General features: G+C 61.1%; 22 protein-coding genes. All 22 read right to left on the reverse strand.

The features are described 5' to 3' along the window. Entirely contained in the window at positions 1–1,464 is a 1,464-nt protein-coding gene (gene trpE / locus DAUD_RS06010; RefSeq protein WP_012302288.1) for an anthranilate synthase component I, read from the reverse strand. A gap of 180 nt (positions 1,465–1,644) precedes the next feature. Continuing rightward, positions 1,645–2,739: an HD-GYP domain-containing protein gene (locus tag DAUD_RS06015; protein ID WP_012302289.1), complete on the reverse strand. Its 1,095-nt coding sequence runs from the start codon at positions 2,737–2,739 to the stop codon at positions 1,645–1,647. 21 nt (positions 2,740–2,760) lie between these two features. Continuing rightward, positions 2,761–3,882: an HD-GYP domain-containing protein gene (locus tag DAUD_RS06020; RefSeq protein ID WP_012302290.1), complete on the reverse strand. Its 1,122-nt coding sequence runs from the start codon at positions 3,880–3,882 to the stop codon at positions 2,761–2,763. 27 nt (positions 3,883–3,909) lie between these two features. After that, entirely contained in the window at positions 3,910–4,275 is a 366-nt protein-coding gene (gene aroH / locus DAUD_RS06025) for a chorismate mutase (protein ID WP_012302291.1), read from the reverse strand. 19 nt (positions 4,276–4,294) lie between these two features. Continuing rightward, positions 4,295–4,756, reverse strand: a complete 462-nt coding sequence (locus DAUD_RS06030; RefSeq protein ID WP_012302292.1) for a hypothetical protein — start codon at positions 4,754–4,756, stop codon at positions 4,295–4,297. A 77-nt stretch (positions 4,757–4,833) separates the two neighbouring features. Beyond that, positions 4,834–5,550 (reverse strand): pseudouridine synthase, encoded by a 717-nt coding sequence (locus DAUD_RS06035; RefSeq protein ID WP_012302293.1) that lies wholly within the window; start codon positions 5,548–5,550, stop codon positions 4,834–4,836. Between the two features lie 48 nt (positions 5,551–5,598). Next, positions 5,599–6,135 (reverse strand): spore maturation protein, encoded by a 537-nt coding sequence (locus DAUD_RS06040; RefSeq protein WP_012302294.1) that lies wholly within the window; start codon positions 6,133–6,135, stop codon positions 5,599–5,601. Then, on the reverse strand, positions 6,129–6,728 hold the full coding sequence (locus tag DAUD_RS06045; protein WP_012302295.1) for a nucleoside recognition domain-containing protein: 600 nt from the start codon (positions 6,726–6,728) through the stop codon (positions 6,129–6,131). Before DAUD_RS06045 ends, DAUD_RS06040 begins: the two co-directional genes overlap by 7 nt. Before the next feature lie 274 nt (positions 6,729–7,002). Then, positions 7,003–7,404, reverse strand: coding sequence for a GerW family sporulation protein (gene ytfJ, locus DAUD_RS06050; protein WP_041571202.1), 402 nt, complete (start codon positions 7,402–7,404; stop codon positions 7,003–7,005). Continuing rightward, entirely contained in the window at positions 7,374–8,024 is a 651-nt protein-coding gene (locus DAUD_RS06055) for a DUF2953 domain-containing protein (RefSeq protein ID WP_012302297.1), read from the reverse strand. The genes ytfJ and DAUD_RS06055 overlap by 31 nt, the downstream gene beginning before the upstream one ends. Before the next feature lie 226 nt (positions 8,025–8,250). Next, the gene (trpS, locus tag DAUD_RS06060) at positions 8,251–9,234 is read right to left on the reverse strand and encodes a tryptophan--tRNA ligase (RefSeq protein ID WP_012302298.1); all 984 of its coding nucleotides are present in this window, start codon (positions 9,232–9,234) and stop codon (positions 8,251–8,253) included. 22 nt (positions 9,235–9,256) lie between these two features. Next, positions 9,257–9,931: a site-2 protease family protein gene (locus tag DAUD_RS06065; protein ID WP_012302299.1), complete on the reverse strand. Its 675-nt coding sequence runs from the start codon at positions 9,929–9,931 to the stop codon at positions 9,257–9,259. Continuing rightward, positions 9,932–12,553: a CBS domain-containing protein gene (locus DAUD_RS06070; RefSeq protein ID WP_012302300.1), complete on the reverse strand. Its 2,622-nt coding sequence runs from the start codon at positions 12,551–12,553 to the stop codon at positions 9,932–9,934. 120 nt (positions 12,554–12,673) lie between these two features. Further along, a complete protein-coding gene (lysA, locus tag DAUD_RS06075; RefSeq protein WP_012302301.1) occupies positions 12,674–13,996 on the reverse strand; it encodes a diaminopimelate decarboxylase in 1,323 nt (440 codons plus the stop codon). 28 nt (positions 13,997–14,024) lie between these two features. After that, a complete protein-coding gene (locus DAUD_RS06080) occupies positions 14,025–15,380 on the reverse strand; it encodes a TrpB-like pyridoxal phosphate-dependent enzyme (RefSeq protein WP_012302302.1) in 1,356 nt (451 codons plus the stop codon). A 364-nt stretch (positions 15,381–15,744) separates the two neighbouring features. Continuing rightward, positions 15,745–16,476, reverse strand: a complete 732-nt coding sequence (locus DAUD_RS06085; protein WP_012302303.1) for an ABC transporter permease — start codon at positions 16,474–16,476, stop codon at positions 15,745–15,747. Next, positions 16,477–17,316, reverse strand: a complete 840-nt coding sequence (locus tag DAUD_RS06090) for an ABC transporter ATP-binding protein (protein WP_012302304.1) — start codon at positions 17,314–17,316, stop codon at positions 16,477–16,479. It lies immediately after the preceding gene. 18 nt (positions 17,317–17,334) lie between these two features. Beyond that, positions 17,335–18,453, reverse strand: a complete 1,119-nt coding sequence (locus DAUD_RS06095) for an ATP-binding protein (RefSeq protein ID WP_012302305.1) — start codon at positions 18,451–18,453, stop codon at positions 17,335–17,337. Positions 18,454–18,465: 12 nt separating this feature from the next. Continuing rightward, positions 18,466–20,478 carry a putative cobaltochelatase gene (locus DAUD_RS06100; RefSeq protein ID WP_012302306.1) on the reverse strand — a complete coding sequence of 671 codons (2,013 nt, stop codon included), beginning with the start codon at positions 20,476–20,478 and terminating at the stop codon, positions 18,466–18,468. Between the two features lie 13 nt (positions 20,479–20,491). After that, complete coding sequence (locus tag DAUD_RS06105; protein ID WP_012302307.1) at positions 20,492–24,124, reverse strand: cobaltochelatase subunit CobN; 3,633 nt, start codon at positions 24,122–24,124, stop codon at positions 20,492–20,494. A gap of 24 nt (positions 24,125–24,148) precedes the next feature. Continuing rightward, positions 24,149–24,907 carry an ABC transporter permease gene (locus DAUD_RS06110; RefSeq protein WP_012302308.1) on the reverse strand — a complete coding sequence of 253 codons (759 nt, stop codon included), beginning with the start codon at positions 24,905–24,907 and terminating at the stop codon, positions 24,149–24,151. Continuing rightward, a complete protein-coding gene (locus DAUD_RS06115; protein WP_012302309.1) occupies positions 24,907–25,686 on the reverse strand; it encodes an ABC transporter permease in 780 nt (259 codons plus the stop codon). The genes DAUD_RS06110 and DAUD_RS06115 overlap by 1 nt, the downstream gene beginning before the upstream one ends. Positions 25,687–25,689: the final 3 nt, after the last annotated feature.

Genomic DNA, 25,689 nt, shown 5'->3' on the forward strand with positions numbered 1-25,689 from the left:
TTAATCCCCCCCCTGTGCCGCCCGAATTAGAGCAGAAGCCTTGTGCATCACTTCCTGGTACTCACGCTCGGGATCGGAGTCGGCGACGATGCCTGCGCCGGCCTGGATGTAAACCTGGCCGTCGCGGATCACGGCGGTGCGGATGGCGATACACGTGTCCAGCGTCCCGGTCAGTCCCAGGTAACCGACCGCCCCGGCGTAAATGCCCCGCCGGCTGGGTTCCAGTTCCTCAATGATCTCCATGGCCCGCACCTTCGGGGCCCCGCTCACCGTGCCCGCGGGGAAAACGGCCCCCAACGCCTCCAGCGCCGTCCGGCCGGGCTCCAGGGTCCCCTGTACCTCGGAAGTCAGGTGCATCACGTGGGAGTAGCGTTCCACGGTCATAAACTGGGGTACCCGGACCGAACCGGGTGCGCACACCCGGGCCAAGTCGTTTCGGCCCAGGTCGACCAGCATCAGGTGCTCCGCCCGCTCCTTGGCGTCGCTCTTCAGTTCCTCCTCGTAGGCCAGGTCGTCGTCCCGGCCAGCGCCCCGGGGGCGGGTCCCGGCGATCGGGCGCGTCCGCACTGCGTTGCCCTCTACCCGGACCAACATCTCCGGTGAGGCGCCGACCACCGTGGTGGAACCGGTGTCCAGGTAGAACAGGTACGGTGAAGGGTTGATGACGCGAAGCCTCCGATATACTTCGAAGGGCGCCGTCCGCAAGGGAACCCGCAGCCGCAGGGATAGAACTACCTGCAGGATCTCACCGGCCGCGATGTATTCCTTGGCGCGACGTACCGCCGTCTTGAATTCTTCGGGCGAGGTTTCCGCCACCACCTGATCCTCCCCGTTTCCCGGGGCTGGAGCACCACCGTGACCCGGGAACTGGCCGTCCAGTTTTTCCCGCAGGCGGTGAATCCGGGCGCAGGCCCGCTCGTAGGAAACGTCGGGGTTTTCGGCCACCATGGAATTCACTACCGCTTTCAATGTGTGCTGGACGTGGTCAAAGATCAATACCGTTTCCGGAAACATGAAACTGCAGTCCGGCAGGCGCAAATCGTCCGGAGCGCTCGCCGGTAACCGCTCCAGGTAGCGGACCAGGTCGTAGCCGAAATACCCGACGGCGCCGCCGAAAAATCGGGGCAGACCAAGGTCGGGGCAGCGGTACCGCCCCACCTGCCCGGCTAGGATATCCAGAGGATGGCCGCTCACCGCCTCTTCGCCGGCCCGAGTCCGCACCACGCCCGCACCGTTCTTGCACTCCAGCATCCACAGGGGATCGAAGCCCATGAAGGAGTAACGTCCCAGGCTTTCCCCACCCTCCACGCTCTCTAACAGGAAGCACGGGCTTTCCGGCTCAAGGCGCTTGAAGATGGAGATGGGGGTTTCCATATCGATTGTCCATTCCCGGACCACGGGAATCAGGTTGTTCGTCTCCGCAAGCAGCCGGTACTGTTCAATGGGCGGATAGATCGTGCTCATGCTGCACTCCTCCTCCGGAACACAAAAACCGGCACTCAGAAGAGCACCGGTATGGTCTTGCGCACCCGGCTCAACTCAGCTCATCTATCTCTCACTGTCAGATTCTCAACTCTAATACTATTCAATTGGTTAATTACAACCGTATAAATACCACACCCCGGGCGCATTGTCAACCATAAATCAGGATGTTTCCAGCATATTTCTGATTGTTTGGACCTCCACGTCATCCAGGACGCGGTTAACCCAGAGGTTTTCTTTCACCGTAGACAGCAGGTAAGGGAGCACCTTCTGCCCCTGGGCGTTGAGCAGTACCCGAACGTTGGGAAAGAAAGAGTAACCCTGCGGGGTATCGACTACCACCCCGATTTCTCCGGAACTCAGCTGGACCAGGGTTCCGGTGGGATAAGCCGCCACGCAACACAGGAAGTTGTACACCAGTTTGGTGTCAAACCACCAGTTCCCCGAACCCGAGATCAATTCCAGGGCGTCATGGGGCGCATGAGCCTTCCGGTAACAGCGGTCGGAGGTAAGCGCGTCGTAAACGTCGGCCATCCCGACCATCTGAGCAAGATAGTTGATATCCCTTCCCTTGAGCCCGAGGGGATAACCCTCCCCATTATACCGCTCGTGGTGAGCATACGCGATCACGCTGGCCGCAGGGTGGTCTTTCAGGATGTCTCGTCCGTAAGCACAATGAAGCTTGATCTGGTCAAACTCTTCATCCGTCAGCGATCCCGGTTTGTTTAGGATTTCCGGCGGGACCCGTACCTTGCCGGCGTCGTGCAGTAGAGCGCCCACACCAAGATTGACCAGTTGCTCCTTTTGAAGCCCGTAATTTATTCCGGTCAGGACCGAAAGCACGCAAACGTTCACCGAGTGGTGAAAGAGATAAGCCCCCTCGGCGCGAATGTCGACCAGGTTAACGGTAGCATACGGGTTTCTGAGCAGTTCGCTGACGATACTGTCCGCCGTTACAGTGATTTCCTGAGCGACATTGATCGCTTTCATACCGGGTCTGGACACTTCCGTGAGCGCCTTTCGGACTTCAATTATGGCGTCCCGCCTGGTCTTTTCCGATATTACGTCCTGGACGGTCACCCCATCCAGCAGGCGATCTTCCACGTAGACGGAGTAAAAGCCTATGGCTTCGAGTTTCCTAATGTATTTTTGGGTCAGGGTGACACCGGCATTCAAGTAGACCTCGCCGCCGGTGCCCAAAACTGCTCGCGCCAGGCGCATTCCCGGCTCAAGGCAATTCACCGGTACCTTCCGCATCGCTTTGGTCATCCCCATTCATTAGACTGTACTTTGCCTGGAGCCCAAAATCTTTTTTTTGATAAAGGAGATTTCTTCCTCGTCCAACACCCTGGTAATGAACAGGCACTTCTCCAGGGTCGACACATCATACGCATCACCGAGCCAACCGCCATCAACCGCAACAAACACACGCACCACGGGTTGCGTCGGGAATCCCTTGGGTGTGCTCACCACCACTCCAATCTCCCCGGAGTTCAGTTCCACCATTGTGCCGACCGGGTAGGCGGCCACGTTGACCACGAAGGCACGCACCAGATCGAAGTTAAACCAGAAGCCTCCGGCCGCCAGCAGCATCTCCAGGGCCTCGTCCGGACGGTAGGCCTTCCGGTAACACCGGTCGGCCGTCAGGGAGTCGAAGATGTCGGCAATGCCGACAATCTGGGCCAGCGGCGGGATCTCCCCTTCCTTCAGTCCCCGCGGGTAACCCTCGCCGTTCAGCCGTTCGTGATGCATACCGGCTATCGCCGCGGCTGTCGCGTTGTTCTTTAGCAACTCTTCGGCGTAAAGAGTGTGCTTCTTGACCAGTTCGAATTCCACGGCGCTCAGTTTTCCGGGCTTGTCCAGGATTTCCGCGGGAACTTTAATCTTCCCCACGTCATGCATCAAAGCTCCTACTCCCAGCTCATACAGTTCACGCCGGGAAAGGCCGATCTGCGCGCCGATAACCAGCGCCAGGGCACAGACATTGACTGAGTGGTGGTACAGATACTCGTTCTGGGCACGGATGTCGTACATGTCAAGGGTTTGGGATGGATTGTTCAAGATCTGATTTACCATGTCACTGACCGTCTGGGCCAGTTCTTTCGGCGGGTCGATCGCTTTCGCCTGGGACTGCGCTGCCTCCTGAAGAAGGGTTTTCACTCTGCTGACGGCTTCGTGCCGGGTTTTGTCGTGTATTATGTCTTCCGCTTCCGGTACATGGAGGTCACCAAGCAGAGCATCGTGAACATATACGGACGCAAAGCCGAGCTCGCCAAGCTTCCGGATATACCCTTGCGTGAGGATGACACCGGTTTGGAGGTAGACCTCGCCGTGGCCTCCCACTACCTCCCTGGCAATCCTCATGCCCGGGACCAGGGCCGTTACGGGAACTCTACGCATAGCTCATCCCCTGGGTCAGCAGAATGATCATTCGGACAGGTCCGGCCGCAACGCGGCCGTCCGGCCCAGATACACGTGTTTGATTTCGTTTTGGGAACGCTGGGTGTGAACGTGCATCAGGATGCGCAGGCACCGGGGCATGGCGCCCGGAACGTTGATTTCAGTGGCACACAGGAGCGGAACCCGGTCCCAGCCCATGTCCCGGGCCGCCACCGCCGGAAAATCGGCGTTCAGGTCCGGGGTGAGCGTCAGAAATACGCTGACGATATCTTCCACCTGGAGGTCGTTAGCCCGGATCACAGCCTCCAGCAGTTCCCGCGTGGCCTTGAAAATGGCGGCCTGGGTGTTTTCCTCCACGGTATTTGCACCGCGGATTCCGCGTACCGGACTCATATACTCCTCCTGCGAGGTGTCAGCGCGAGTACTTCCGCTCCAACCAGCGCTGCAGCGCCTTGATTTCCTCGTTGACTCGAAACATCAGCCGCTCGATTTCCAGACGCCTCAACATCACGTTGTCCGGTTCCAGAACCTCGATCCGGCGAAAATCCTCGCGGGCAACGAACCGTACCAGATCCTCAATGGTATCAGCCACCAAAATCAGCTCGGCGGGAGCGTAGGCCACCTCCACGCCGGCATGTTCGCCAAAAACGGTGTAGATCTCCCCGCCCAGACCGATGTCTTCGATTCTTATTCCCTGTACCGGAACGTTCCGAAAAAGGGCAATCTGCTGTTCCCGGGTCTCCTCCGCCACCTTTTCCGTCGGCTTTCCCCCGAAAAACAGCTTCCCCGGACGGGAAACACCCTTGAAGTCCAGGCGCACCCTCACCCGCAGTTCCGTTTCCACCTGTTCCTGGCCCGTCTGGGTCCGTACCAACAGGCCATCCCCCCTCTGCGGCGTTTACATCTTCACAAAAGTCAATTCTAGTCGATTATATGGAAATCCTGCCGGGTTTACGGTAACCGCACCAGTTTCCTCAACTCCCGCACTTCGGTCGTTCGCAGGTGCCGCCAGCGGCCGGGTTCCAGGCCGCCCAGTTCAAGGCCCGCCATCCGGACGCGCTTCAACCTTTGCACTTCAAATCCCAGGGCGGCCCACATCCGCCGCACCTGGCGTTTCCGGCCCTCGTGGATGGTCATCTCCACCAGAGCCTCCCTGCCGTCCCGGCGCACCAGGCGGACTCCCGCCGGCGCTGTCAGGCCGTCGTCCAGTTCAACGCCGCGGGCGATGGCGCGCAACGCCGCCGGCCCAGGTGAGCGATCCAGCACCACGTGGTAGGTCTTCGGGACGTGGAAACGGGGATGGGTCAGACGGTAGGCCAGTTCGCCGTCGTTGGTGAGCAACAGTAGGCCCTCGCTGTCGTAGTCCAGGCGTCCGACCGGGAAAACCCGGCCGCCCGCACCCGCCACCAGGTCGGTCACCTTGCGCCTTCCCTGGGGGTCCCGGGCCGTGGTCACGTAGCCGCGGGGCTTGTACAACAAAACGTAAATCTTGGGCTCGGGCCGGATTTTTTGGCCGTCAACCTCCACGCGGTCCCGGGAGGAATCGACCGTGGTGCCGAGTTCGCGAACCACCTCACCGTTAACCCGCACCCGCCCGGCAAGGATCAACTCCTCGCTAGCACGGCGCGAAGCGATGCCGGCCTCCGCCAGGTACTTCTGCAGTCTCAAAACGCTTCACCCCCAACCTGGCTTCACCTTGCCCAGTTTCCGGCCGTTCTAACCTCTAAAAACGATACCCGCGATAAAGATGGAAGCCAGCAGGGTGGTCAGATCCGCCGTCAGACCGGAGGCCACGGCGTACCGGTACCGCTTCACCCCCACGGCTCCGAAATAGAGCGTGAGAATGTAGAAGGTTGTGTCCGTCGAACCCTGCATCGTTGAAACCAACAGGCCGATGAAACTGTCCGGCCCGTGCTTCTCGATCAGCTCGGTGGCAATCCCCAAGGCGGCACCCCCGGAGAGCGGGCGCATCAGCGCGTGGGGCAGAATCTCGGGTGGAGCGCCCACGAAGGTGAGCAGCGGGGAGATCAGTCCCACGAAGCAATCCATGGCGCCTGAGGCCCGGAACACGCTGATGGCGACCACCATCGCCACCAGATAGGGAATGATCTTGACCGCCATTCCAAACCCCTGCTCGGCGCCCTCCACGAAGGCCTCGAACACGCGGACCCCACGGATGGCCCCGGCAATCAGGACCACGGCAAGAAACACGGGAATGGCCCATTTGGAAACGGCCCCGACCAGCTCTAGCATAGTCGATCACCCCGAGCCCTGTAAACCCCCCGGAAGAAACGGTCGGCCAGGATGGCGGCGGTCATGCCGCAGCTGGTGGCGAAGATGGTGGTGCCCACCACGGCGGTCGGCTCGGCCGAGCCGTACAGGGCCCGAATTCCGATCACCGTTGAGGGAATCAGCGTCAGGCAGGCGGTGTTCAGAGCCAGAAAAGTGCACATTGCATCCGAAGCCCGGTCCGGATAGGGGTTCAGTTTCTGGAGTTCCTTCATCGCGATCAGGCCCATCGGGGTGGCCGCGTTCCCCAGTCCCAGGATATTTGCACTCAGATTCATCACAATCGCCCCCACGGCCGGATGGTCCCTGGGCACACTCGGAAAAAGGACGCGGACCAGTGGCCGGACCAGGAAGGCCAACAGGCGCATCAGCCCGGCCCGTTCGGCGATTTTCATCACCCCCAGCCAGAAGGCCATTATCGCGATCAACCCGAAGGCCGTCTTTACCGCAATTTGCGCCCCGTCCAGGGCCGCCCTGGTCACCACGTCGATCCGGCCGTTTACGCCTGCCGCCAAGATTCCCAACAGCATCAGCGAAAGCCACACGTAGTTGACCATGTTCTCCCTCCTCCCTTGTCAATTAACGAATAACTATGAGGGGCTCGAAAAGGGTAGAACCCGGCCGTCCTTGGCCTTGGGGGTGGCTGCTGATGCGTGACGGAGCCCAAAGTCGACCTGCTGATGGGAAAAAGCGCCGTTCGGGACACTTGACAGCAAGGTTAGGGGAACGGTACAAGCTTACCTGCCGACTGACGGTGAAGTTTAGGTTCAGGGTCTGCGCGCTTGCGCCTGCAAGCCTACGGGGACGATGGGTCTGGCCGGACTCGCGGCGCTACTGCAGCTTTTCCTCTTTTTTCTGCTCCGAGCGCTTGATCAGTGCGTCGATCTTGTCCAGCACCTGCGGGGCCAAGTCAATCAGGCGGTCGGCGATCACGTTCGCATCCACCGGGATCAGGCGTACCTGGCCATTGCCGATCACCAGGAAACCCACCGGCTGCACGGCCACACCCGCGCCGCTGCCGCCGCCGAACGGATACACGGTCTCTTCTTCACCCTTGTCGACCTGGAACTCAGCGCCCCCGGCGGCGAACCCCAGGGTGACCCGGGAGACCGGGATAACCACCGTTCCGTCCGGTGTTTCCACCGGATCCCCGACCACCACGTTCACGTCGATCATTTCTTTTATGCTTTCCATCGCGGTCCTCATAAGTCCTTCGATGGGATGCGGTTCCATTGCCATGCTCTTTCCCCCCTGCTGCGCCATAAAGCCTTCATCCCTGTCATCATAATATGGCCGATGCGGACGTCGAATATGCAGTCCAGAAAAGTACGGAAGCGGCGGTGTTCGTAGTTCGGGAACACCGCCAACTCCGGCCTCGTTCCGGGCGCGGAAAGGGCAAAAAGTGCGGTCACCAGAGTGATTTTGGCCGCCCAGGCGATCCCGACCGCCACCCCGGTGTGGTGGACTTCCCCGGTACCGATCTCGGTATACCAGCGGAACCGGCTGATCCGGGTCCGGCCCGCCAGGTAAAAGAGGGCGAATAAGTAATCTCCGTACCTCCTGTAAACATCGAACAGATAGTCTAAAGTGACCATCGTCTCCTCGGGTTTACCGCCGGGAACCGTTTGGGACAAGCCCCTTTTCGTCTTGAACCGCACCGCAGGGTGGCTGCGCACCAGCAGGTCCACTAGGGGCACATCCAGGGTGTAGCGGAGGTACTTCAGCCAGGCTACTACCATGCTTATCCGGTCGTCTTCTCCGCGGCGGGTAAACTTGAGGTGCACCCTGATCCGGGACAAAGGCACCAGGACCAAGACCAGCACTATGGCTCCGGTCACGATGATGGTTGTCATTCAAGGGTCCGCCTCCGGTTTGCCAGTTCCTATTACTGCTGCCATTTCTTGCAGTTTTCCCTGAAAGCCCAAAAAAATATCCGGCCCCCGCAAGGGGACCGGGTTCCAACAGACTTATCGTCAGCCCTGTCTGGACCGACATCCGCTGTTCAGCCGCCACACTTCCCAATACCGCTCTCGATTATCCGCTCTCAATCATCCTGGGATGGCAGTGCGGCTCGGGGAGTCAGATCCGCATCGCCCGGCGCACCAAGCGCATGGTTTCCCCGGCTGCCGCCCGGGCCTTTTCGGTACCGCGTTCGATCACTTCATCGATCAGGCCGGGTTGGGCCAGCAGTCGTTCCCGGCGCTCCCGGATGGGTTTCAGGTATTTGTTCAGGCTCTCGGCAAGCCGGAGTTTGCAGGTCACGCACCCCACGCTGCCGGCCCGGCAGGACGCGGCGATTTCTGTGCTCAGGTCGCGGTTGTAAAGTTCCTGGTAGGTGTAAACGTGGCACACCTCCGGGTGACCGGGATCGTTCTTCCGGATGCGCGCCGGGTCGGTGATCATCATCCGCACCCTTTTCTCGATTATGTCCGGGGAGGCGCTCAGGCTGATTTCGTTCTCGTAGCTCTTACTCATCTTCCGGCCGTCCACGCCCGGGAGTAGGGACTCCTTGGCCAGCAATGCCTGCGGTTCGGGGAAAACATTCCCGTACAGGTGATTGAAGCGCCGGGCCACTTCGCGCGACAACTCCAGGTGCGGCAGTTGGTCTTGCCCCACCGGCACTGCGTCGGCCCGGTACATGAGGATGTCCGCCGTCTGCAAGAGTGGATAACCCAGAAAGCCGTACGTGGTGATGTCCTTTCCCCTGGCCGCCAGTTGCTGAACCTGGTCCTTGTACGTCGGCACCCGCTCCAGCCAGGAAAGCGGAGTGATCATCGAGAGCAGCAGGTGCAGTTCGGCGTGCTCAAGAAGCCGGGACTGGACAAAAACCGTGCTCCGCTCCGGATCGATGCCCACCGCCAACCAGTCGGCCAGCATCTCCCGGGTGTTTTCGCCGATTGAGCCTGGATCGTCGAAGGCGGTGGTCAGGGCGTGCCAGTCGGCCACAAAGAAAAAACAGTCGTTTTCTTCCTGCAGCCGCAGCCAGTTGGAGAGCACGCTCAAATGACCGATGTGCAGTCTACCGCTGGGCCGCATCCCGCTGACTATACGCAATTCTTTCATCCTTTCACAAGGCTTTGGTCGGTCAGCTTCCGAAGAAGCGCGCGATATTGGCCGCAAACTTCAAGAGAAATTGAAATGAAGGCAGGACCACCGCCGTCAGGTAAACGCCGATGGCACCGGTAACCAGCAGCACAATCAAAACTACAAAGCCGTATTTTTCCAGGGTGTAGAGCCATTCCTGCCGACCAGGCAGAATCCCGGCCAGGATCTTGGAGCCGTCCAGCGGCGGAACCGGCAGCAGGTTCAAGAAAGCCAGCACCAGGTTAATCTGGATCAGGGCATACAGAAAACTGCCCGGCAACGTTCGGATTGCCTCCCAGAACTGCTGAAACCCCTGGAAACCCATGAACAGGCCGAGGAGCACCGCGCCGCCGGCTGCGAGCAGCAGATTGGACCCCGGACCGGCCAGGGAAACCAGCATCATCCCCCGCTTGATGTCTCCCCGGAAGTTGTAGGGGTTCACCGGTACTGGTTTCGCCCAGCCGAAGACCACGCCGGCGTTCAGGAGCACCAGCGCCGCCGGGACAATGATTGACCCGACCGGGTCCAGGTGCGGGATTGGGTTCAGCGTCAGGCGTCCGGCGTTCTCGGCGGTCCTGTCGCCGAGTCGCTTGGCCGTCCAGCCGTGCGCGACTTCGTGAAAAACCACGCCGATCACGATAACCAGGACGGCGATAACCGGATTCATCTCAAACATTCAGCGTTCCCCCTCCCAATTCATTGCCTCCCGAGCCAAGCGCATTTCTTCCTCCCGGGTGGTCGCCTCACCGCGCAGTTTAGCCCGCCACACCGCTTCCCGTATCCTTTTCATGCCGGTTTGTTCCCGATAGCCCAGATTCCTAATATCTTTGCCCGTGATGACCGGTTTATGTTCGTACAAGGTGACCAGTGCTTCGCGGAACCGTTCTTTCCAGGCCTTCTTCTCGAGCATGAGGAGCACGATCGGGTAGCCCTCACGCGGCAGGTTCACGAGACTCAAGGCCGCGGTCCGGACCGCCGGCGGTTTCGGCGCCGAAAGCCTGGATACCGCGGACCGCCAGCCAGCGATCGTGTACAGGATTTTGTCGGTCTGGCTCTTCCGTAGACGATAGGACCGGCAGAGTTCGTCCACGACGACCAGGTTTTTCCAGTGCAGGATGGCGATGAAGTAGCAGAGCCAGGGCTCCGCCGGTTGCGGCACTTTCCAGGAACCAAGACTGTCAAGGGCTTTGGGTATTCCCGAGATCATCGGCTGGACTTCCCAGTACAGGATGTCCGGGAACAGAGACGGCCAGAGATTGAGTTGGGCCAGGCGGGCCAGTGTGGCCGGAACCCGCGGCTCCTTCAGCAGGCGCCGGAACTCGGCCCAGATTCTGTCGGGCGGAGCCTGGGACAAAAGCCTATCCCGCACCGCTTCCCGGATCAGCTTCAGCGTCTCCCGTTCGATGTTAAACCCGAACCGCTGCTCCAGTTGGACCGCCTGCAGAAGCCGCACCGGGTCTTCCTCGAAGCTGTGGCTGTGTAAGGCCCGCACCACCCCGTGGTGCAGGTCGTCACGGCCGCCGAAATAGTCGATCACCTCACCGAACCGGTCCGGGTTCAAACCGACGGCCAGGGCATTGACCGTGAAATCTCGCCGGTAGAGCTCGTGCCGCAGGGCAGAGGTTTTGTCATTGGGCAGTTCCGAACCGTGTTCCGAAAACCCGGTCCGCAGGGCCACGATCGTTATTTTCCGCCCGTTATGGGCGATTGTATACTCTGACCGATCATCCGAGTGCAGCCGCCCCCCGACCTTCCGGGTCAGTGCTTCGGCAAAGGCCGGCCCGTTGCCCTCCACCACCAACTCCGGGTTGCCTCCCGGGGAGCCCAGAAACACGTCCCTGACCATTTCCCCGGTCAGGTAGACGGCGCAACCGGTCGCCGAACCAACCTCCCCGGCGACCGTTAAAAGGTCTACCTGTTCGGGCTTCAGGTTCCGGCGTATCAGCTCCGCCGCGTCCCGGTAGTAGGACGGCACGCGGGTCTTAACGTACAGCGTGGAAAACCGCGGTTTGAACTGGGGATGCAGCGTTTTCAGAATGTCGGTCCGGGAAACGATCCCGACCAGGTATCCGTTATCCACGACCGGAAGCCGGCCGATATTGTTTTCGATCATTACGGCCTGCACTTCGGTGACCGGCGTGTCTCGCGAAACGGTCATCACGTTTTTGCTCATATAAGCCTTGACCGGAGCGTGACCCAGATTGTGCCGCAAGGCCTTCTCCACGTCCCGCCGGGAGATGACCCCGACCAGAGAGCCGTCCGACACCACCGGCATCCCGCGGTGGCCGTAGCGGAGCATTATCCGGTTGGCTTCGGAAACAGTGATCTCAGGGGACACGCTTTTCACGGGGGAGGTCATGATATCCCCGGCCAAAAGCGGGGGGACCACCATTTCCCTCACCACCTGCAGGAGTTCGGCGGCGATCGCTTCCACGTCGGTGTTCTTGATGGTGGCCGAGGCGGCCGCATGGTGCCCCCCGCCGCCGAAGTGGGCCAGGATATCCCGCACGTTCACCTCCGGAAGGGTGCTGCGTCCCACAAGGTGCGTCCGGTCCTCCATGGCCACCACGCAAAAAACGGCATCCAACTGCTCAAGCTCGGCCAGCTTATGGCTCAAGAGCGCCAAACCGCCGACGAACTCATCGACTCGTGTACGCGCAACCAGAATCCGGGCTCCGTTGACATAGTGCCTCTCGGCCGAAATCAAGAGGTCCCGCAGGAGCTTTTTTTGCTCGTTGGTCAGGGGACGTCCCAGGAAATTGGCTACCACGCCCAAATTCGCTCCCTGCGCCAGCAGGAAAGCAATCGCTTCCGCGTCCCGGTCGGTGGTGCTGGAGAAAATCAGACACCCTGTATCGGCGTAAATGCCCAGCGCCAGCACCGTGGCCTCGTAGGGTGTGATCGGGACCCCCCGGCGTTTGATCTCCTCGACCAGAAGCGTGGTCGTGGCGCCCACGGGCTCAACGATCTCCAATTCACCCTTGAGGTCGCCCTCCACCCGGGGATGATGGTCGTAAACGTGAACCCGGAGCCTGGGGTTCTTCAGAATTTCCGCGAGGCGCCCCAAACGGCCGGGCTGCATGGTGTCCACCACGATCAGGAAGTCAATGTCGGAAAACCTGATCTCACTCGGTTTGCGGATTTCGAGGATATCCACGTGAAGTGCGACAAACTCCTCTACGTTCTGAGCCATCTTGCCCGGTAGCACCAGTGCAGCGTCCGGATGCAGCTTCTGCGCAGCCACCATCGCCGCCAGACCGTCGAAATCGGTGTTGGTATGGGTTGTGATCACTTTCATGGAATCACCGTTCACCCCGTACCGGGATACTTATCAAAACACATTATTATGGCAATTATGGCAGGGGCGCCCGCCGCGGGCGCCCCTGCCCTCATTCCTGTTCCGTTCACAAGACATCTGCTATGCTTGTCTGGTCCGAAATCGCACCGGCACGATATCGTTCCGGATCAAGTCGGCGTAACTTTCCCGGCGCACAATCAACTCGGCGCTCCCATCCCGGACCAGAACCATCGCCGGGCGAGGAAACCGGTTGTAGTTGCTCGCCATCGAGTAGGTGTAAGCCCCGGTGCAACTCACGGCCACCACGTCACCGACCCGCACCGGCGGCAGGTCCGCCTGCCGAATCAACAGGTCCCCCGATTCACAACACCGGCCGGCCAGCGACACGGCCAGAGTGTCCAGGCGTCCGTTCATCCGGTTGGCCAGGCACGCCTCATACCGTGCCCCGTACAGAGCCGGACGGGGGTTGTCTCCCATCCCGCCGTCCACCGCCACGTAGGTCCGGACACCCGGAATCTCTTTGACCGTCCCCACGGTATACAACGTGGTCCCCGCCGGGCCGGCGATGGATCGTCCGGGCTCGACTAGCACTTTAGGAATGGGCAGACCTTCGCTCGCCGCGGCCTGCGCGACCGCGCCAAAGATGGTTTCGGCCAGGGTCTCAACGGCCGGAGGGTCGTCCCCCGGACTGTAGTAGATACCCAGCCCGCCGCCCAGGTCGAGTTCTTCGATCACCCAGCCCGTCACGTCCCGCACTTGGCGGGCGAACTCCATCAAGATCCGGGCGGCGTCGGCGTACGGTTCCAACTCGAAGATCTGGGAGCCGATGTGGCAGTGCAGGCCGCGCAGCTTCAAGGCCGGCCGCTCCAGGCAGCGGCGGACCGCTTCCAGCGCCTGACCGTTCGGAATGGCCAAACCGAACTTCGAGTCGATCTGCCCGGTCCGGATGTAATCGTGGGTGTGGGCCTCAATCCCGGGAGTCAGGCGCAGTAGCAGGTTACATTCTTTTCCGAGTTCCAGCGCCAAGCGGCTCAGCAGATCGAGTTCATCGAAACTGTCACATACGAACCGGTGCACGCCGGCACTAAGCGCCATCCGCACTTCGTCGGCCGTCTTGTTGTTTCCGTGGAAATAAACCCGGTCCATCGGGAAACCGGCCTGGACGGCGGTGTAGAGTTCGCCGCCGGAGACGACGTCTAGACCCAACCCCTCTTCCTCGACCAACCGGCAGACGGCCAGTGTCAGAAGGGCCTTCCCGGCGTAGAGCACCCCGCCGCCGCCCCTGGCGAACGCCACACGGTACAACCGGCAGTTTTCCCGGAACAGTGCTTCATCCAATACATAAAGCGGCGTTCCGAAAACCCGGACCAAATCGACCGCGTCACAGCCCCCGATTTCCAGGTGCCCTTTTTCGTTTACCCGCATGGTGCCGTGCAGTCTCATGTCCGCCTCCCGGCTCGCAGCAAAACCCCTATACCTGGGGTAGACCGGCGAGCGCCTGTTGCAGTTCGGCCTCCGGCAGGGGGTAATCCTGAAGTTCACCGGCCAGGTAGTTGTCGTACGCGGCCAGGTCCAGGTAACCGTGTCCGCTCAGGCAGAATACGATCGTCTTGCCCTCCCCGGCTTCCCGGCAGGCGATCGCTTCGTCGATCGCGCAAGCCACGGCGTGCGCCGACTCCGGCGCCGGAACGATACCCTCGGTTTGCGCGAACAGCACCGCACTTTCGAACACCCGCTTCTGCCCGTACGCCACCGGGTGGATGTAGCCGTTCTTGATCGCCTGACACAGCAGCGGGGCGTCCCCGTGATACCGCAGGCCGCCGGCATGGATCCCGGGGGGCATGAAGTCCTTGCCCAGGGTGTACATGTAAAGCAGGGGTGTTAATCCGGCCACATCGCCGAAGTCGTAAGCCAGTTTGCCCCGGGTCAGCGTCGGACAGGCCGTGGGCTCCACGGCGATCAGCCGCGGCGCGGCTTCACCCTTAATGATCTGCTCCACGAACGGAAAGGCGAAGCCCGAGAAGTTGCTCCCGCCGCCGCAGCAACCGATGGCGATGTCGGCCTGCTCACCAGCCTTGGCCAGCTGGGCCCTGGTTTCCAGGCCGATTACCGTCTGGTGCAGCAGCACATGGTTCAATACGCTTCCCAGTGCATAATTAGTATCGGCGTGTTTGGCGGCGTCCTCCACCGCTTCGCTGATCGCCAATCCCAGGCTGCCCGGAGAATCCGGGTTCGCGGCCAGCGCCGCCCGTCCGGAATCGGTCCGGTCGCTGGGGCTGGGGATGACCTCGCCGCCGAAAATCTGCATCAGCGAACGCCGGTAGGGTTTCTGCTGGAAACTCACCTTCACCATGTACACGGTGCACTCCAACCCAAAGAACCGGCAGGCTATGGACAGCGCACTGCCCCACTGCCCGGCACCGGTTTCAGTGGCCAGCCTCTTAACCCCCGCCCGCTTGTTGTAGTAGGCCTGCGGCGCGGCGGTGTTCAGCTTGTGGCTGCCCGCCGGGCTGTAGCTCTCGTTTTTAAAGTAGATGCGTGCCGGCGTATCGAGCGCCTTCTCCAGACGCAGGGCACGGACCAGCGGGGTTGGCCGCCAGAGGCGGTAAATCTCTCTGATCTCGTCGGGGATCGGAATCCATTTCTCGGTGGACGCTTCCTGTTTGATAAGCTCCATCGGAAAAATGAGTGCCAGGTCCTCTGGTGCGATCGGTTGCCTGGTGCCCGGGTGCAGCGGCGGTGGAACCGGGTTGGGTAGGTCGGCCTGAATATTGTACCAGGCCTCCGGGATCTCGGCTTCCGACAGCAGGATTTTAGTCTGGGTCACTAAAGCTCCTCTCCTCTCGAAAAAACTCATAACCATTGTACTCACTATGACAAGCTTCCGCAAGGGCGAACTTACAACGCCTTTCGTGAGATCGAATTTTGGAATAAAGAGGGCGTCTGGTTGTGTTTGACTTATGATCGGTACGATTTGTAAAGGCTGGCTTCCACAATATTCGTGGATTGACGATCAAGAGAGCAGGCTTAGCGCCTGCTCTCTTGTTTTTCGGGCGGTACCGATTACAGTAAGCTGATCCCAGAACCTCAGCTTGCCGCTCTGTCTCATCAGTTCGATGGGTTCAAGGAGGGGATAGCCTTGATTCCGGATCAAACCCACCCGGCTCGACCAGCCTGCTACCTGCACCGGGCTACCGTATCCGGCGGGTAACCCACACCGCCGCTGAGAAAAAGACCGTGGCGTAGGCAACCAAGATGAGCAGGGAGGAAACCGGCAAACCCGCGCCGCCAGCCAGGGAGCGCAGGGCGTAACTGGTGTGAGTCAGCGGCAGGGCATAGACCGCATCGGCCATGATGCCCGGCAAGTGTTCCGTTCGGAAAAAGGTGCCGCACAGAAAGGCCATGGGCAGAATCACAAAGGTACTAAAGTTGGCCATGTCCTCGTGTGAAGGGACGGTCATGGCCGCCACGACGCCCAATGCGGCGAACAGGAAACAGGTAAGAAATATGACGGCAAAAAACCACGGTCCCATAACCGGATGGGCACCGAAAAGGGTGCCGAGACCCAGGATCACCAGCGCGCCGACCAGCCCCCGTACCATCCCGGCCAGCACCTTGCCCAGGACAAAGGAAAGGCTGCTGATGGGCGCGATAAGATATTCCTCCAGCGTCTTGTGGTAAAGACGGCTCATATTGAGCGAGACCCCGGTGGCATTGAAGCTCACCGTCATCGCGCTGAGGGCGATGATCCCCGGGACGACGAAATCCAGGTAAGACCCCCCGTCGGTATGGATGCTCCGGCCTAGGCCCCAGCCAAAGGCCACCAGGTACAGGACGGGGCTGACCAACCTCGAGGCGAGGAACTTCCAAAAAGTACGCTTAAAAACCAGCATCTCGCGCCAAAACACCGTGTAGCTGTCCATTCAACCACCCACCCTGCGTCCGGTAAGTTGCACAAAAACATCCTCCAGGCTCGTTTCCCGGATAACCACCCCGTCATCCAGCCGACCAGCGAAGGCAAGCGCCTCTTCCCGCGTGCCGAAAAGGGTGTGGGTCGTCTGTCCCCCGTTTAAGGATTCGACCGCAAAACGCCCTACGCGCTCTTTAAGCTCCACCGGCGAGCCCAGGGCGATCAGCCTCCCGCGGTCCATTATCCCTACGCGGTGACAGAGCGCCTCGGCTTCCTCAATGTAATGCGTAGTAAGGAGGACGGTAACGCCATCCCGGTTCATCTGGCGGACCAGGTCCCACATCCGCCGCCTGGTCTGCGGGTCGAGACCCACGGTCGGTTCGTCCAGGAAAAGGACGCGCGGCCGGTGCATTAGCGCCCGTGCGATCATCAAGCGGCGTTTCATCCCGCCCGAAAACCTGCTCACCAGCTCACCCTCCCGCTCTTGCAGGTCCACGAAAAAGAGAAGCTCTTCGACACGCTTGCGCCGTTCGGCGGCCGGCATCTTGTACAGGCGTCCGTGCAGTTCCAGGTTCTCGCGCGCGGTAAGCTCCTGGTCGAGGTTCATGTGCTGCGGCACCACCCCGATCTCCTGCCGCACCCTGGCCAGGTCGCGCTGGACCTCGCAGCCGGCGATATAAGCTTCGCCTGCCGTAGGGCGCGCGAGCATGGTCAGCATGCGGACGGTGGTGGTCTTGCCGGCCCCGTTGGGGCCGAGCAGGCCGAAGATCTCGCCCTGCTCGATTCGGAGGTGCAGGTCGTCCACAGCCCTGATACGGCCGTAATCCTTGGTGAGACCCTTGATCTCAATCAAGCGCGTCTGCCTCCTCCTCTAACGCCGCTTCTGTACATGAGACTTAAGCGCGTGACTGTGAGAATGTGTGTGAACGTGTTCGTGAGAGTGGCTGTGAGCGTGCCGGTGGGTGCCCAATACCCCCGCCAGTTTCCCCTCGTCAATGCCTAATTCCTGGAAGGGCTTGCGGCGCATGCGGTGCAAAAGGGCGAGTTCCGCGGTTTCCCGGATGTCGGCCTCCGTCACCTCGGTCCTCCCTTCCAGCGCGGCGTTCGTTTTGGCCGCCTTCATCATCACCAGGTCGGCGCGGTGGCCGTCCACGCCCATTTCAACGGCGGTTCTGGCGACAAGGAGAAGCATTTCGTCGCTGATGCCGACCTGCGGCAGAAGGCGCCGGGCGGCGACGATCCTTTCCCTGAGTCTATGCTGCTCTTCCTCCCAGGACGCGACGAACCCCGCCGGGTCATCCTCGAAGGCCGCCCGTCGCCTGACAATCTCCACCCGCAGCGCCGGATCGGCCACGCCGGTGATGTTGACGCACAGGCCGAAACGGTCCAAGAGCTGCGGCCGCAGTTCCCCCTCCTCAGGGTTCATGGTCCCGATCAGGATAAACCGCGCCGGGTGGGAAAAAGAGACGCCCTCCCTCTCGACGGTGTTGACGCCCATAGCCGCCGCGTCGAGCAGGACGTCCACCACGTGGTCGTCGAGGAGGTTGACCTCGTCCACGTAGAGGATACCACGGTTGGCCTCAGCCAGGACCCCGGGTTCGAACCGCTTCTCGCCTTTTTTGATGGCATGCTCGATGTCGAGGGTGCCCACCACCCGGTCCTCGGTGGCCGAAACAGGCAGGTCCACAACCCGCATCTGCCGCTGCCGCCGGGGGAGTTCCTCGCCGGCCTCCAGCCGCTCCCGGCACCTCCCGCATATGACGGTGACGTCGCCGGGATCGCAGCCAAAGGGGCAGTCGGCCACGACCTCGATCTCCGGCAGCAGCGCAGCCAGCGCCCTTACCGCTGTAGACTTGGCCGTGCCCTTCTCGCCGCGGATGAGCACACCGGAAAGTTTCGGGTTGACGGCGTTCAGGAGCAACGCCTGCTTCATCGGCTCCTGGCCAACAATGGCTGTAAAGGGGTAAACATACCGGCCAGATTCTTGCACGTTGGAAGCCTCCTATCGTCTACCCTGTATTGTGCGGACCGCCTCCACCAGTGTGTCCGCCTTCAGGTCCTCAATCTTGTAATACTCCGCATCCAGGGCCGCGGCCAGTCCCCGGGCCAAGCCGAAGGAAAGAAAGCCGTCCTTCTCCACGTCCACCACCAGGGTTTTGATCCGCGCTTCTTCGTGAACGAGCGCCGCCACCCGGCGCAGGTCCTCGCGCGGGCCTCCGCCCAGGCCCACGTTTCCCCGCCCGTCGGAAATGACGATGAGCAGAGGAGACAGGTTGGGATCCTTGAAAAGGTGGGCCCGGGCCACCTCGTAGGCTTTTAAGAGACCCGCGGCGAGCGGCGTCCGGCCCCCCGTGGGCAGTTCGGCCAAGCGCCTCTCGGCCAGTTCCACACTGTTAGTGGGCGGCAGCAACACCTCGGCGTGCTCACCCTTGAAGGCCACCATCCCCACCCGGTCACGTTTCTGGTAGGCGTCAAGAAGTAAAGACAGTACCGCCCCCTTGGCCGCTACCATGCGCTGCTGCGCCCCCATGGAGCCGGACGCGTCCACGACGAAGACCAGGAAGTTTCCGATCCGCTTTTCCCGCACCTTCTCGCGGATGTCCTGGGACTCGACGGCCACGGCTACGCCGTCCCTGGCCCGCTGTTTCTGGAAGGGCGCGGCCGCCCGCAGGGTGGCGTCGAAGGCCAGGTCATCCCGCTCCCGGCGCAGCGTGGCCCGGACGTACCGGCCCGCCTTCGTCGGCGTCCTGGTGCGCGAGCGCCGGCCCGAGCCCTTGCGCAGGACGCGGTCGCGCTCGTACTCGATGCGCTTTACGCGGAAAGGTTCGTCGGCGGCGAAAACCGTTTCCGCAACGACCGCCGGCGCCCCGTGCTCAGGGGACGAATTACTGTTCGGCTGGTCGTAACCGCCTGCCGCAATGTCACTACTTCCTTCGCCTTGATCGTTTTCCGGCTGGGTGTGGGGCGGCTCGTCCGGTTGCTCCTCTTCCTCCGGTGGCTCCGGCGGTTCCTGCAGTTCTTGTTCCTCGGGTTGCTCCGGCGGGGGCGGCGGGGCCTCGCGCCGCCGGTGGTAAAGCACCAGTTCGGCCACCCTTTCCATGTCCTCGGGCGTCGCCGTTTCCCGCCGCTCCCAGGCCGCCAGCGTCCGCGCCGCCTGCGCGAGCACGATCTCCGCCCGGTGCCCGGCCGCCAGCGCCTCCGCCGCCAGATCCGCGGCGCGCCGGACTGCCGCCGCGGGGACTTCCACGTGGAATAACAGCGCCCGCGCCCGGACGATCTCTTCCCGCAGTCCTGCCTCCCGGGAAGCGAAGGCGGCCAGGAACTCCAGCGGGTCGTTATCGAAGGCCTCCCGCCGCCGGGCGATGGCCACGCGGGCCGCGGGATCGTTCACCCCCTCCACCGGCACGCAGAACCCGAAGCGGTCGAGGAGCTGCGGCCGCAGTTCTCCCTCCTCCGGGTTCATGGTCCCTACCAGGATGAAAGCCGCCGGGTGGGCAAAGGTTATCCCCTCCCGCTCCACCACGTTCACCCCGGATGCCGCCGCGTCGAGCAGGGCATCCACTAGGTGGTCGTCCAGGAGGTTCACCTCGTCCACGTAGACGATGCCGCGGTTGGCCCGCGCCAGGATCCCCGGCTCGAACCGCCGCCGCCCGTGCCGGACGGCGTACTCGAGGTCCAGGCTCCCCACCACCCGGTCCTCGGTGGCCGAAACGGGGAGGTCCACCAGCGGGACCCGTATCGTAACAGAGACGATTTCTTCACCGGCGGCCAGGCGCTCCAGGCAAAAGGGGCAGAGCCGCGCCGCGTCGCGCGGGTCGCAGTTGCAGGGGCAGCCGGCAACCACCTCGATCTCCGGCAGAAGCGCCGCCAGCGCGCGCACCGCCGTGGACTTGGCCGTGCCCTTTTCCCCACGTACCAGCACCCCGCCCAGGCGTGGATTGATAGCGTTCAGGATCAGGGCCAGCTTCATCTCCTCCTGGCCGATGATGGCCGTAAATGGGTAGACGTAGCGCATAGGTCCAACCACCTCAAGTCTTTTCTTCAATCCAGGCCTCCAGTTCCAGCACCGCGTTTTGGAATTCGGCCAACTCTTCGTCTTCGCAGTTGAAATAGCCCCGGCGCATGGCTTCACCGATACGCCTGGCTATTTCCAGGGCGGCAAAGCGGTTGTTCTCTGCCAACCGGCGGCGCATGTCCTGGTCCAGCAGGAAGCGGTGGAGAGCCTCCCGGAAAACCCACCCGCTCACCCGGCCGGTGGTGGCCTTGAGGCCGATCAGATATTCCAGCCGCTCGGCTATCTTCTGGGCACCGTGGTGCTGGTGCTTCAGCATCCCGTCAATCCACCGGGGATTGAAGAGGCGCGTCCTCACCGCCCGGTCAATAGCCTGGCCCACATCGGCCACTTCGGTAATCTCCTCTGTGGTATCCACCACCCACTGTTCGGGAGCTTTTCCTTTCTTTTCCGCCACGCTCCGGGAAAGCCCGCCAAAAAACTCGTAGTAATGGTCGAGATCGGTAAATTCGTATTCCGTGCTGTGCCTTACCTGCGAAACTACCTCGATAGTAGAGAGAAGCCTGGTAAAGAGAGCATGGTTTTCCTGAACCCTGCCCCGGTGATAGCAATAACACATAGAGTTGTCATAACTTTCTACAAGCTCCTTTTCCTCCCGCCAGACCCCGCTTTCCACCAGCGCCCGCATTGACGTGGCGTACTCCGTAGCATGGGGCCCGAATACCCGTCCCCGGCTGACACCACCATATTCTGCTGCCATTTCCAAGCTGTGTTTGCGGACAAAATTCATCTCTTCTTGCTCCGCGGCATCGGCCGCCAACTCTACTGCCCGGTTGATCAGTTCAATCTGGGGGCCGCATATATCGCGGAAGATGCCGCAGATGGTTACCAGAACATCTATCCGGGGCCGGCCGAGCTCCTCCAGAGGAACAAGCTCCAGTTCCTTGAACCAGGGGCTTTCCTTCCGCACCAGGCGTACGCCGAGATAAGCCAGGATCTGGACTATGGTTTCGCCCCCCGTGCTTAAGGTCTCAAATCCCCACAGCACCATCCCCACTGTTTCGGGGTAGCGCCCGTGCGTGCGGTAAAATCTCTCCAGAATGACCTTTACTGCTTCTTCCCCGCGCTTTAGCGCCAGGGGGGTGGGTATGAGCCGCGGGTCGAACTCATACATATTCCGGCCGACCGGGTAGACCTCGGGCGAACGCACCGGATCTCCGGCCAGGTTGGGAAGAAGGTAGCGCCCATCCAGTGCCGAAAGAAGCCCCGCGCTTTCCTGCGAGCGGGCGATGTTTTCCCTTACCCCCGCAAGATACCGGCCTGTTTCCGGCGGCAGGGCCGACTCATCCCCCGCCAGCCAGCGCCCGATTGCCTGGTGTACTTCGCGGTCAACAGTAGCAAATGCCTCCGCTTCCCTGGCGAGACTCTCGTAGGAAAAGCCCATTCTCCCGGCCACCATCCGGTAAAATGAAGGCACTTCCCGGTCAAACCGGACAAGGGCCGCCAGATAGGAAACCAGGTCTTCTCCCTCGAGCTGCCTGTCTAAAATGTGCAAACCCTTGGGGATAAGTCGCCTTTTCATCCGGTAAAGATAGACTTCTAACTCTTCCAAATCGCCGGCAGGCATAGAGAGCGCCTGCGCTTTTTCCTTAATTGCTGCAGCCACGCTCTCCTTATCCCGGCCCTCGGCTTTCCGGTACTCTGCCAGCAGTTCCTCCAGCTCTAAGTACTCGCCGTAAAGACCGGCGGCAATCACCGGCGGCGAGGCGTGGGAAACCGCCACCGCGTAGCTTCTCCGCTTGGCGATGGTGGATTCCGAGGGATTCCCTACCCAGTAATAGTAGAGGTGGGGAACATTGCCGACCAGAATATCCGGAAAACAGCGGCGCGACACCGGAGCCTCCTTGCCCTTGGTGAACTCCAGGGTGCCGTGCATTCCCCAGTGGACGATGCAGTCCGCCCGAAATTCTCTTTGTAACCACCAGTAAAAACAGAGGTACTGGTGGTGAGGCGGCAGTTCTTTGTCGTGATAGGCTTTCTCGGGATTTTCGTGAACACCGCGCGACGGCTGCACGCCGATGAAAACGTTGCCTGCCACCACGCCGGGAATCAAAATCTGCCCATCCCTAACCATTACGGTTCCCGGCGGTTCTCCCCAGTGCTTTTCGATTTGCGCCCGCAGATCCGGCGGCAGCTCGCCGTACCACCGGCGGTAAACCGCCGCATCCACTGCTATCCCAGGAGGAGCCACCTGCCACTCAGGGGTGTTTACCACCCCGCAAGATAAAAGAAATTCCCCCAGGTCCCCCGCGGGAATTTCCACCCGGTACCCGGCAGCCGCCAGCCTTTCGAAAAAGACCCGCAGGCTTTCTAGGGCATCGAGATAACCGGCGCTGCCCAGGTTAGCTTCACCCGGGGGATAGTCGTACAGGATAACGGCGAGCTTCTTGGCAGGATTGGGCTTCCGCTGCAAGGAGAGCCAGCGGCGGACCCGCCCGGCAAACCTCTTTATCCCTTCGGGCAGGGCCCGGACTTCCTTTACCTCCCCACCCAAGAACCTGTCTTCCCCGAGGGACACGAGTCCCCCCACGTAAACCGGCTCGATGCAGCCGTCCAGTTCCGGTAACATAACGCCGAGGGTAATTTCTAGGGGACTCAGCCGGTTCTCTTTTTGCCACTCCCCTATTTCCGTCGTGTAAGACCGAAATCCGGTTAGCACTGGAGCGCCAAGTTCGGACAGCAACCGGTAAGTTGGTTCGGGCGCCCCGCCGTAAGGCCCGCCGTGCAACCGGAAATACTGCAGGTTAACCACGAGGTCAACCACTGGGTGTCCTTCGTCAAAGAAGCAGGAACGGAGGGCTGTGAGGTTGTGCTCTACCTTGGAAAAAACAGGGATGAGGTTGACCTCGTCTCCCAACTCATTAACCAGTGCCTCCACCACCGGTGCGCAGTCGGCAAAGTGCATGCCGCCGTAAAAGAAAATGCCCACGGCAGGCTTGTTCTCGTCCCAGCCTACAGAAGTCTTAAAAGCCTTCAGGTCGGTAAAACGGTGATCAGGAGGCCACCAGATCCCCCAGCCGGGCATTTTTTGCGGCGGCCTGACCTCTACCTTTGCCCCGCAGTATTCCCGCAGCAGGAAAAGAAACAGGTTTTTGAGGTTTTTCTTGCCGCCCTCGGCATAATATTCGCAGGCCACCACCCAGTTGCGCATGTGCTTAAGCTTGCCCACGGGGAGAACTGACCCCAGATTTTTGGCAATCTCGGCAAACTTCCTCGCTTTCAGGTAAGCCTCGATGTCAAAGCGCCCCTCGCGCCGGGGGAGATCAGCTCCGGAAAAAGAACCCATTCGGGTGAGGGAAAAAATATCGCGGCTACCGCCAACCAGAACCACCACCGTGGCGGTGCTCCCGGTCATCAACTCCCGGATCCGGTCCGTGAATTCCGTCTGCCCCCGGATGTCCACGAGAATAACCCGGGCGCTTTTTGCCGCTTCTTCCACCTCTTTCGGGTCAATTCTTCCCCGCTCCCAGTCGGAGAAATAGATTTTTTTGACCGAAAGAATTTCCCCGTATTCCGCCCTAATCTCTGCCAGAGCTTCTCTGAGTTCTCGAGTATTATCAATGGTGCTAAGCAGAAGAAAGCTGTTCACCGTTTTCACCCTTTAAAGTTAAACTCAATCCTCGCGGTGGCCAAGCTGCCACATCCCCAGCGCAAAGAAGATCCCCGTCCAGCCGGCAAGCAACCCAACCGTCTCCCAGGAGGGTACCCCTCCGGTCAAGGCATCCCGGAGGATCTGCGTCGCCGGGGTCAGCGGAAGAAGCCACACCAGCTGTTGCAGGACCTCGGGAAGCCTTTCGAGCGGGATGAGCGTGCCGCAGAGAAAGGTCATGGGCACGATGACGAACTCGCTGATCATCGTCTGGTCGTCGAAGGAGCGCAGGCAGAGCCCCAGAAAAACCCCGAAGGCGCCGCAGGAAAAGGCAACCGCCAGAAGCCATGGGATTCCGTCAGGCGCCGGGCGAAAGCCGGGAACGAACAGGAGCACCAGTCCAAGGACGATCCCCCCCGCCAGAAGCCCCCGCAGGGCGCCGGAGAGGGTATACCCGAGCCAGACGGTGAAGTCCTCGACGGGCGCCAGGCGATAGGCCTCGAAGCTCTTGAAGTGTAGGCGGTTGTAGAACATCCGGACGGTAACCGAGGTCACCCCGTTGTTGAAAACCGCCAGCGCCACCACACCCGGTATTAGAAACTCCAGATAGTTTAGCCCGCCGGGAACGAGCATCTTCAACCGCTGCCCCACGCCGAAACCAAAAGTCAGGAGAAAGATGAGGGGCGAGAGTGTATATACGGCCAGGTAAAGCCAAAAACGGCGCCGCCAGTAAACCATCTCCTCCCAGACGATCGGGTAGCAGCCGAAGAACAGTTCCCGCATCAGTCCTGCCGCCTCCAGCACAGCAAGGCGTACGCCAGGGCGTAAGACCCGGCAAGCCAGCCGAGGCTCTGGCCGAACCAGTCCCAGTGGGCGGTACCCGTCAGTGCCAGCGCCCGAAGGTTGTACGTGGCGGCGGTGAGGGGAAGAAACCAGCTGAAGTATGCAAGCACCCCCGGCAATTGCTCCACCGGGAAGAAGGTCCCGCAGAAGAAGGTCATCGGAAAAACTATCAGATTAGTAAACATCAACACATCCTTGTCCCCGCCGGCGATCATGGCTACCGCCACCGCCAGCGAGGCGAAGAGGAGACAGACCACGGCAAGCTGGACCAGGAAAAGGGCGGAAAACCGCAGGCCCCCCACGACGGTCCAACCGGCAAGGCAAACCGCAAGGGCCGTCAGCAGTCCCTTGCCTCCCCCGGCCAGGACGTGCCCCGCGAGGAGGGAACCGGTGGAAACCGGGGCCAGAAGATACTCGTCGAGAGCCCGGTAGAAGGTCCGCCGCAGGGTGAACCAGTTGACCAAGTCAGTGTAGCTTGCCGTGACCGCGGCCATCACCACCAGTCCCGGTAAGAGGAAGCAGAGGTACTGCGTGCCGCCGGCTGAATGTTTCAGATTCCAGGCAAAAAGCGCCAGGAAAATCAGGGGCCGGTTCAACCCCCCGAACAAAAACCGCCACCAGCGCCGCCTCCAGACCAGTCCCATGGCCAGCACCAGAGGTAGCCACGAAGGATAAACCTTTTCCCGCCAGGGCCTTTTCCCAACAGCTGCTTCGGTCATCCC

The sequence above is a fragment of the Candidatus Desulforudis audaxviator MP104C genome (assembly GCF_000018425.1).
GTDB lineage: Bacteria > Bacillota > Desulfotomaculia > Desulfotomaculales > Desulforudaceae > Desulforudis > Desulforudis audaxviator.

Coding starts and splice junctions, on each gene's coding strand:
- DAUD_RS06040 (WP_012302294.1), bottom strand. CDS start 6,135: ATGCTAGAGCTGGTCGGGGCCGTTTCCAAATGGGCCATTCCCGTGTTT.
- DAUD_RS06100 (WP_012302306.1), bottom strand. CDS start 20,478: ATGCGCTACGTCTACCCATTTACGGCCATCATCGGCCAGGAGGAGATG.
- DAUD_RS06065 (WP_012302299.1), bottom strand. CDS start 9,931: ATGTTTGAGATGAATCCGGTTATCGCCGTCCTGGTTATCGTGATCGGC.
- trpE (WP_012302288.1), bottom strand. CDS start 1,464: ATGAGCACGATCTATCCGCCCATTGAACAGTACCGGCTGCTTGCGGAG.
- DAUD_RS06015 (WP_012302289.1), bottom strand. CDS start 2,739: ATGCGGAAGGTACCGGTGAATTGCCTTGAGCCGGGAATGCGCCTGGCG.
- aroH (WP_012302291.1), bottom strand. CDS start 4,275: ATGAGTCCGGTACGCGGAATCCGCGGTGCAAATACCGTGGAGGAAAAC.
- DAUD_RS06045 (WP_012302295.1), bottom strand. CDS start 6,728: ATGGTCAACTACGTGTGGCTTTCGCTGATGCTGTTGGGAATCTTGGCG.
- ytfJ (WP_041571202.1), bottom strand. CDS start 7,404: ATGGAACCGCATCCCATCGAAGGACTTATGAGGACCGCGATGGAAAGC.
- DAUD_RS06020 (WP_012302290.1), bottom strand. CDS start 3,882: ATGCGTAGAGTTCCCGTAACGGCCCTGGTCCCGGGCATGAGGATTGCC.
- lysA (WP_012302301.1), bottom strand. CDS start 13,996: ATGAGACTGCACGGCACCATGCGGGTAAACGAAAAAGGGCACCTGGAA.
- DAUD_RS06110 (WP_012302308.1), bottom strand. CDS start 24,907: ATGCGGGAACTGTTCTTCGGCTGCTACCCGATCGTCTGGGAGGAGATG.
- DAUD_RS06115 (WP_012302309.1), bottom strand. CDS start 25,686: ATGACCGAAGCAGCTGTTGGGAAAAGGCCCTGGCGGGAAAAGGTTTAT.
- DAUD_RS06070 (WP_012302300.1), bottom strand. CDS start 12,553: ATGAAAGTGATCACAACCCATACCAACACCGATTTCGACGGTCTGGCG.
- DAUD_RS06055 (WP_012302297.1), bottom strand. CDS start 8,024: ATGACAACCATCATCGTGACCGGAGCCATAGTGCTGGTCTTGGTCCTG.
- DAUD_RS06085 (WP_012302303.1), bottom strand. CDS start 16,476: ATGGACAGCTACACGGTGTTTTGGCGCGAGATGCTGGTTTTTAAGCGT.
- trpS (WP_012302298.1), bottom strand. CDS start 9,234: ATGAAAGAATTGCGTATAGTCAGCGGGATGCGGCCCAGCGGTAGACTG.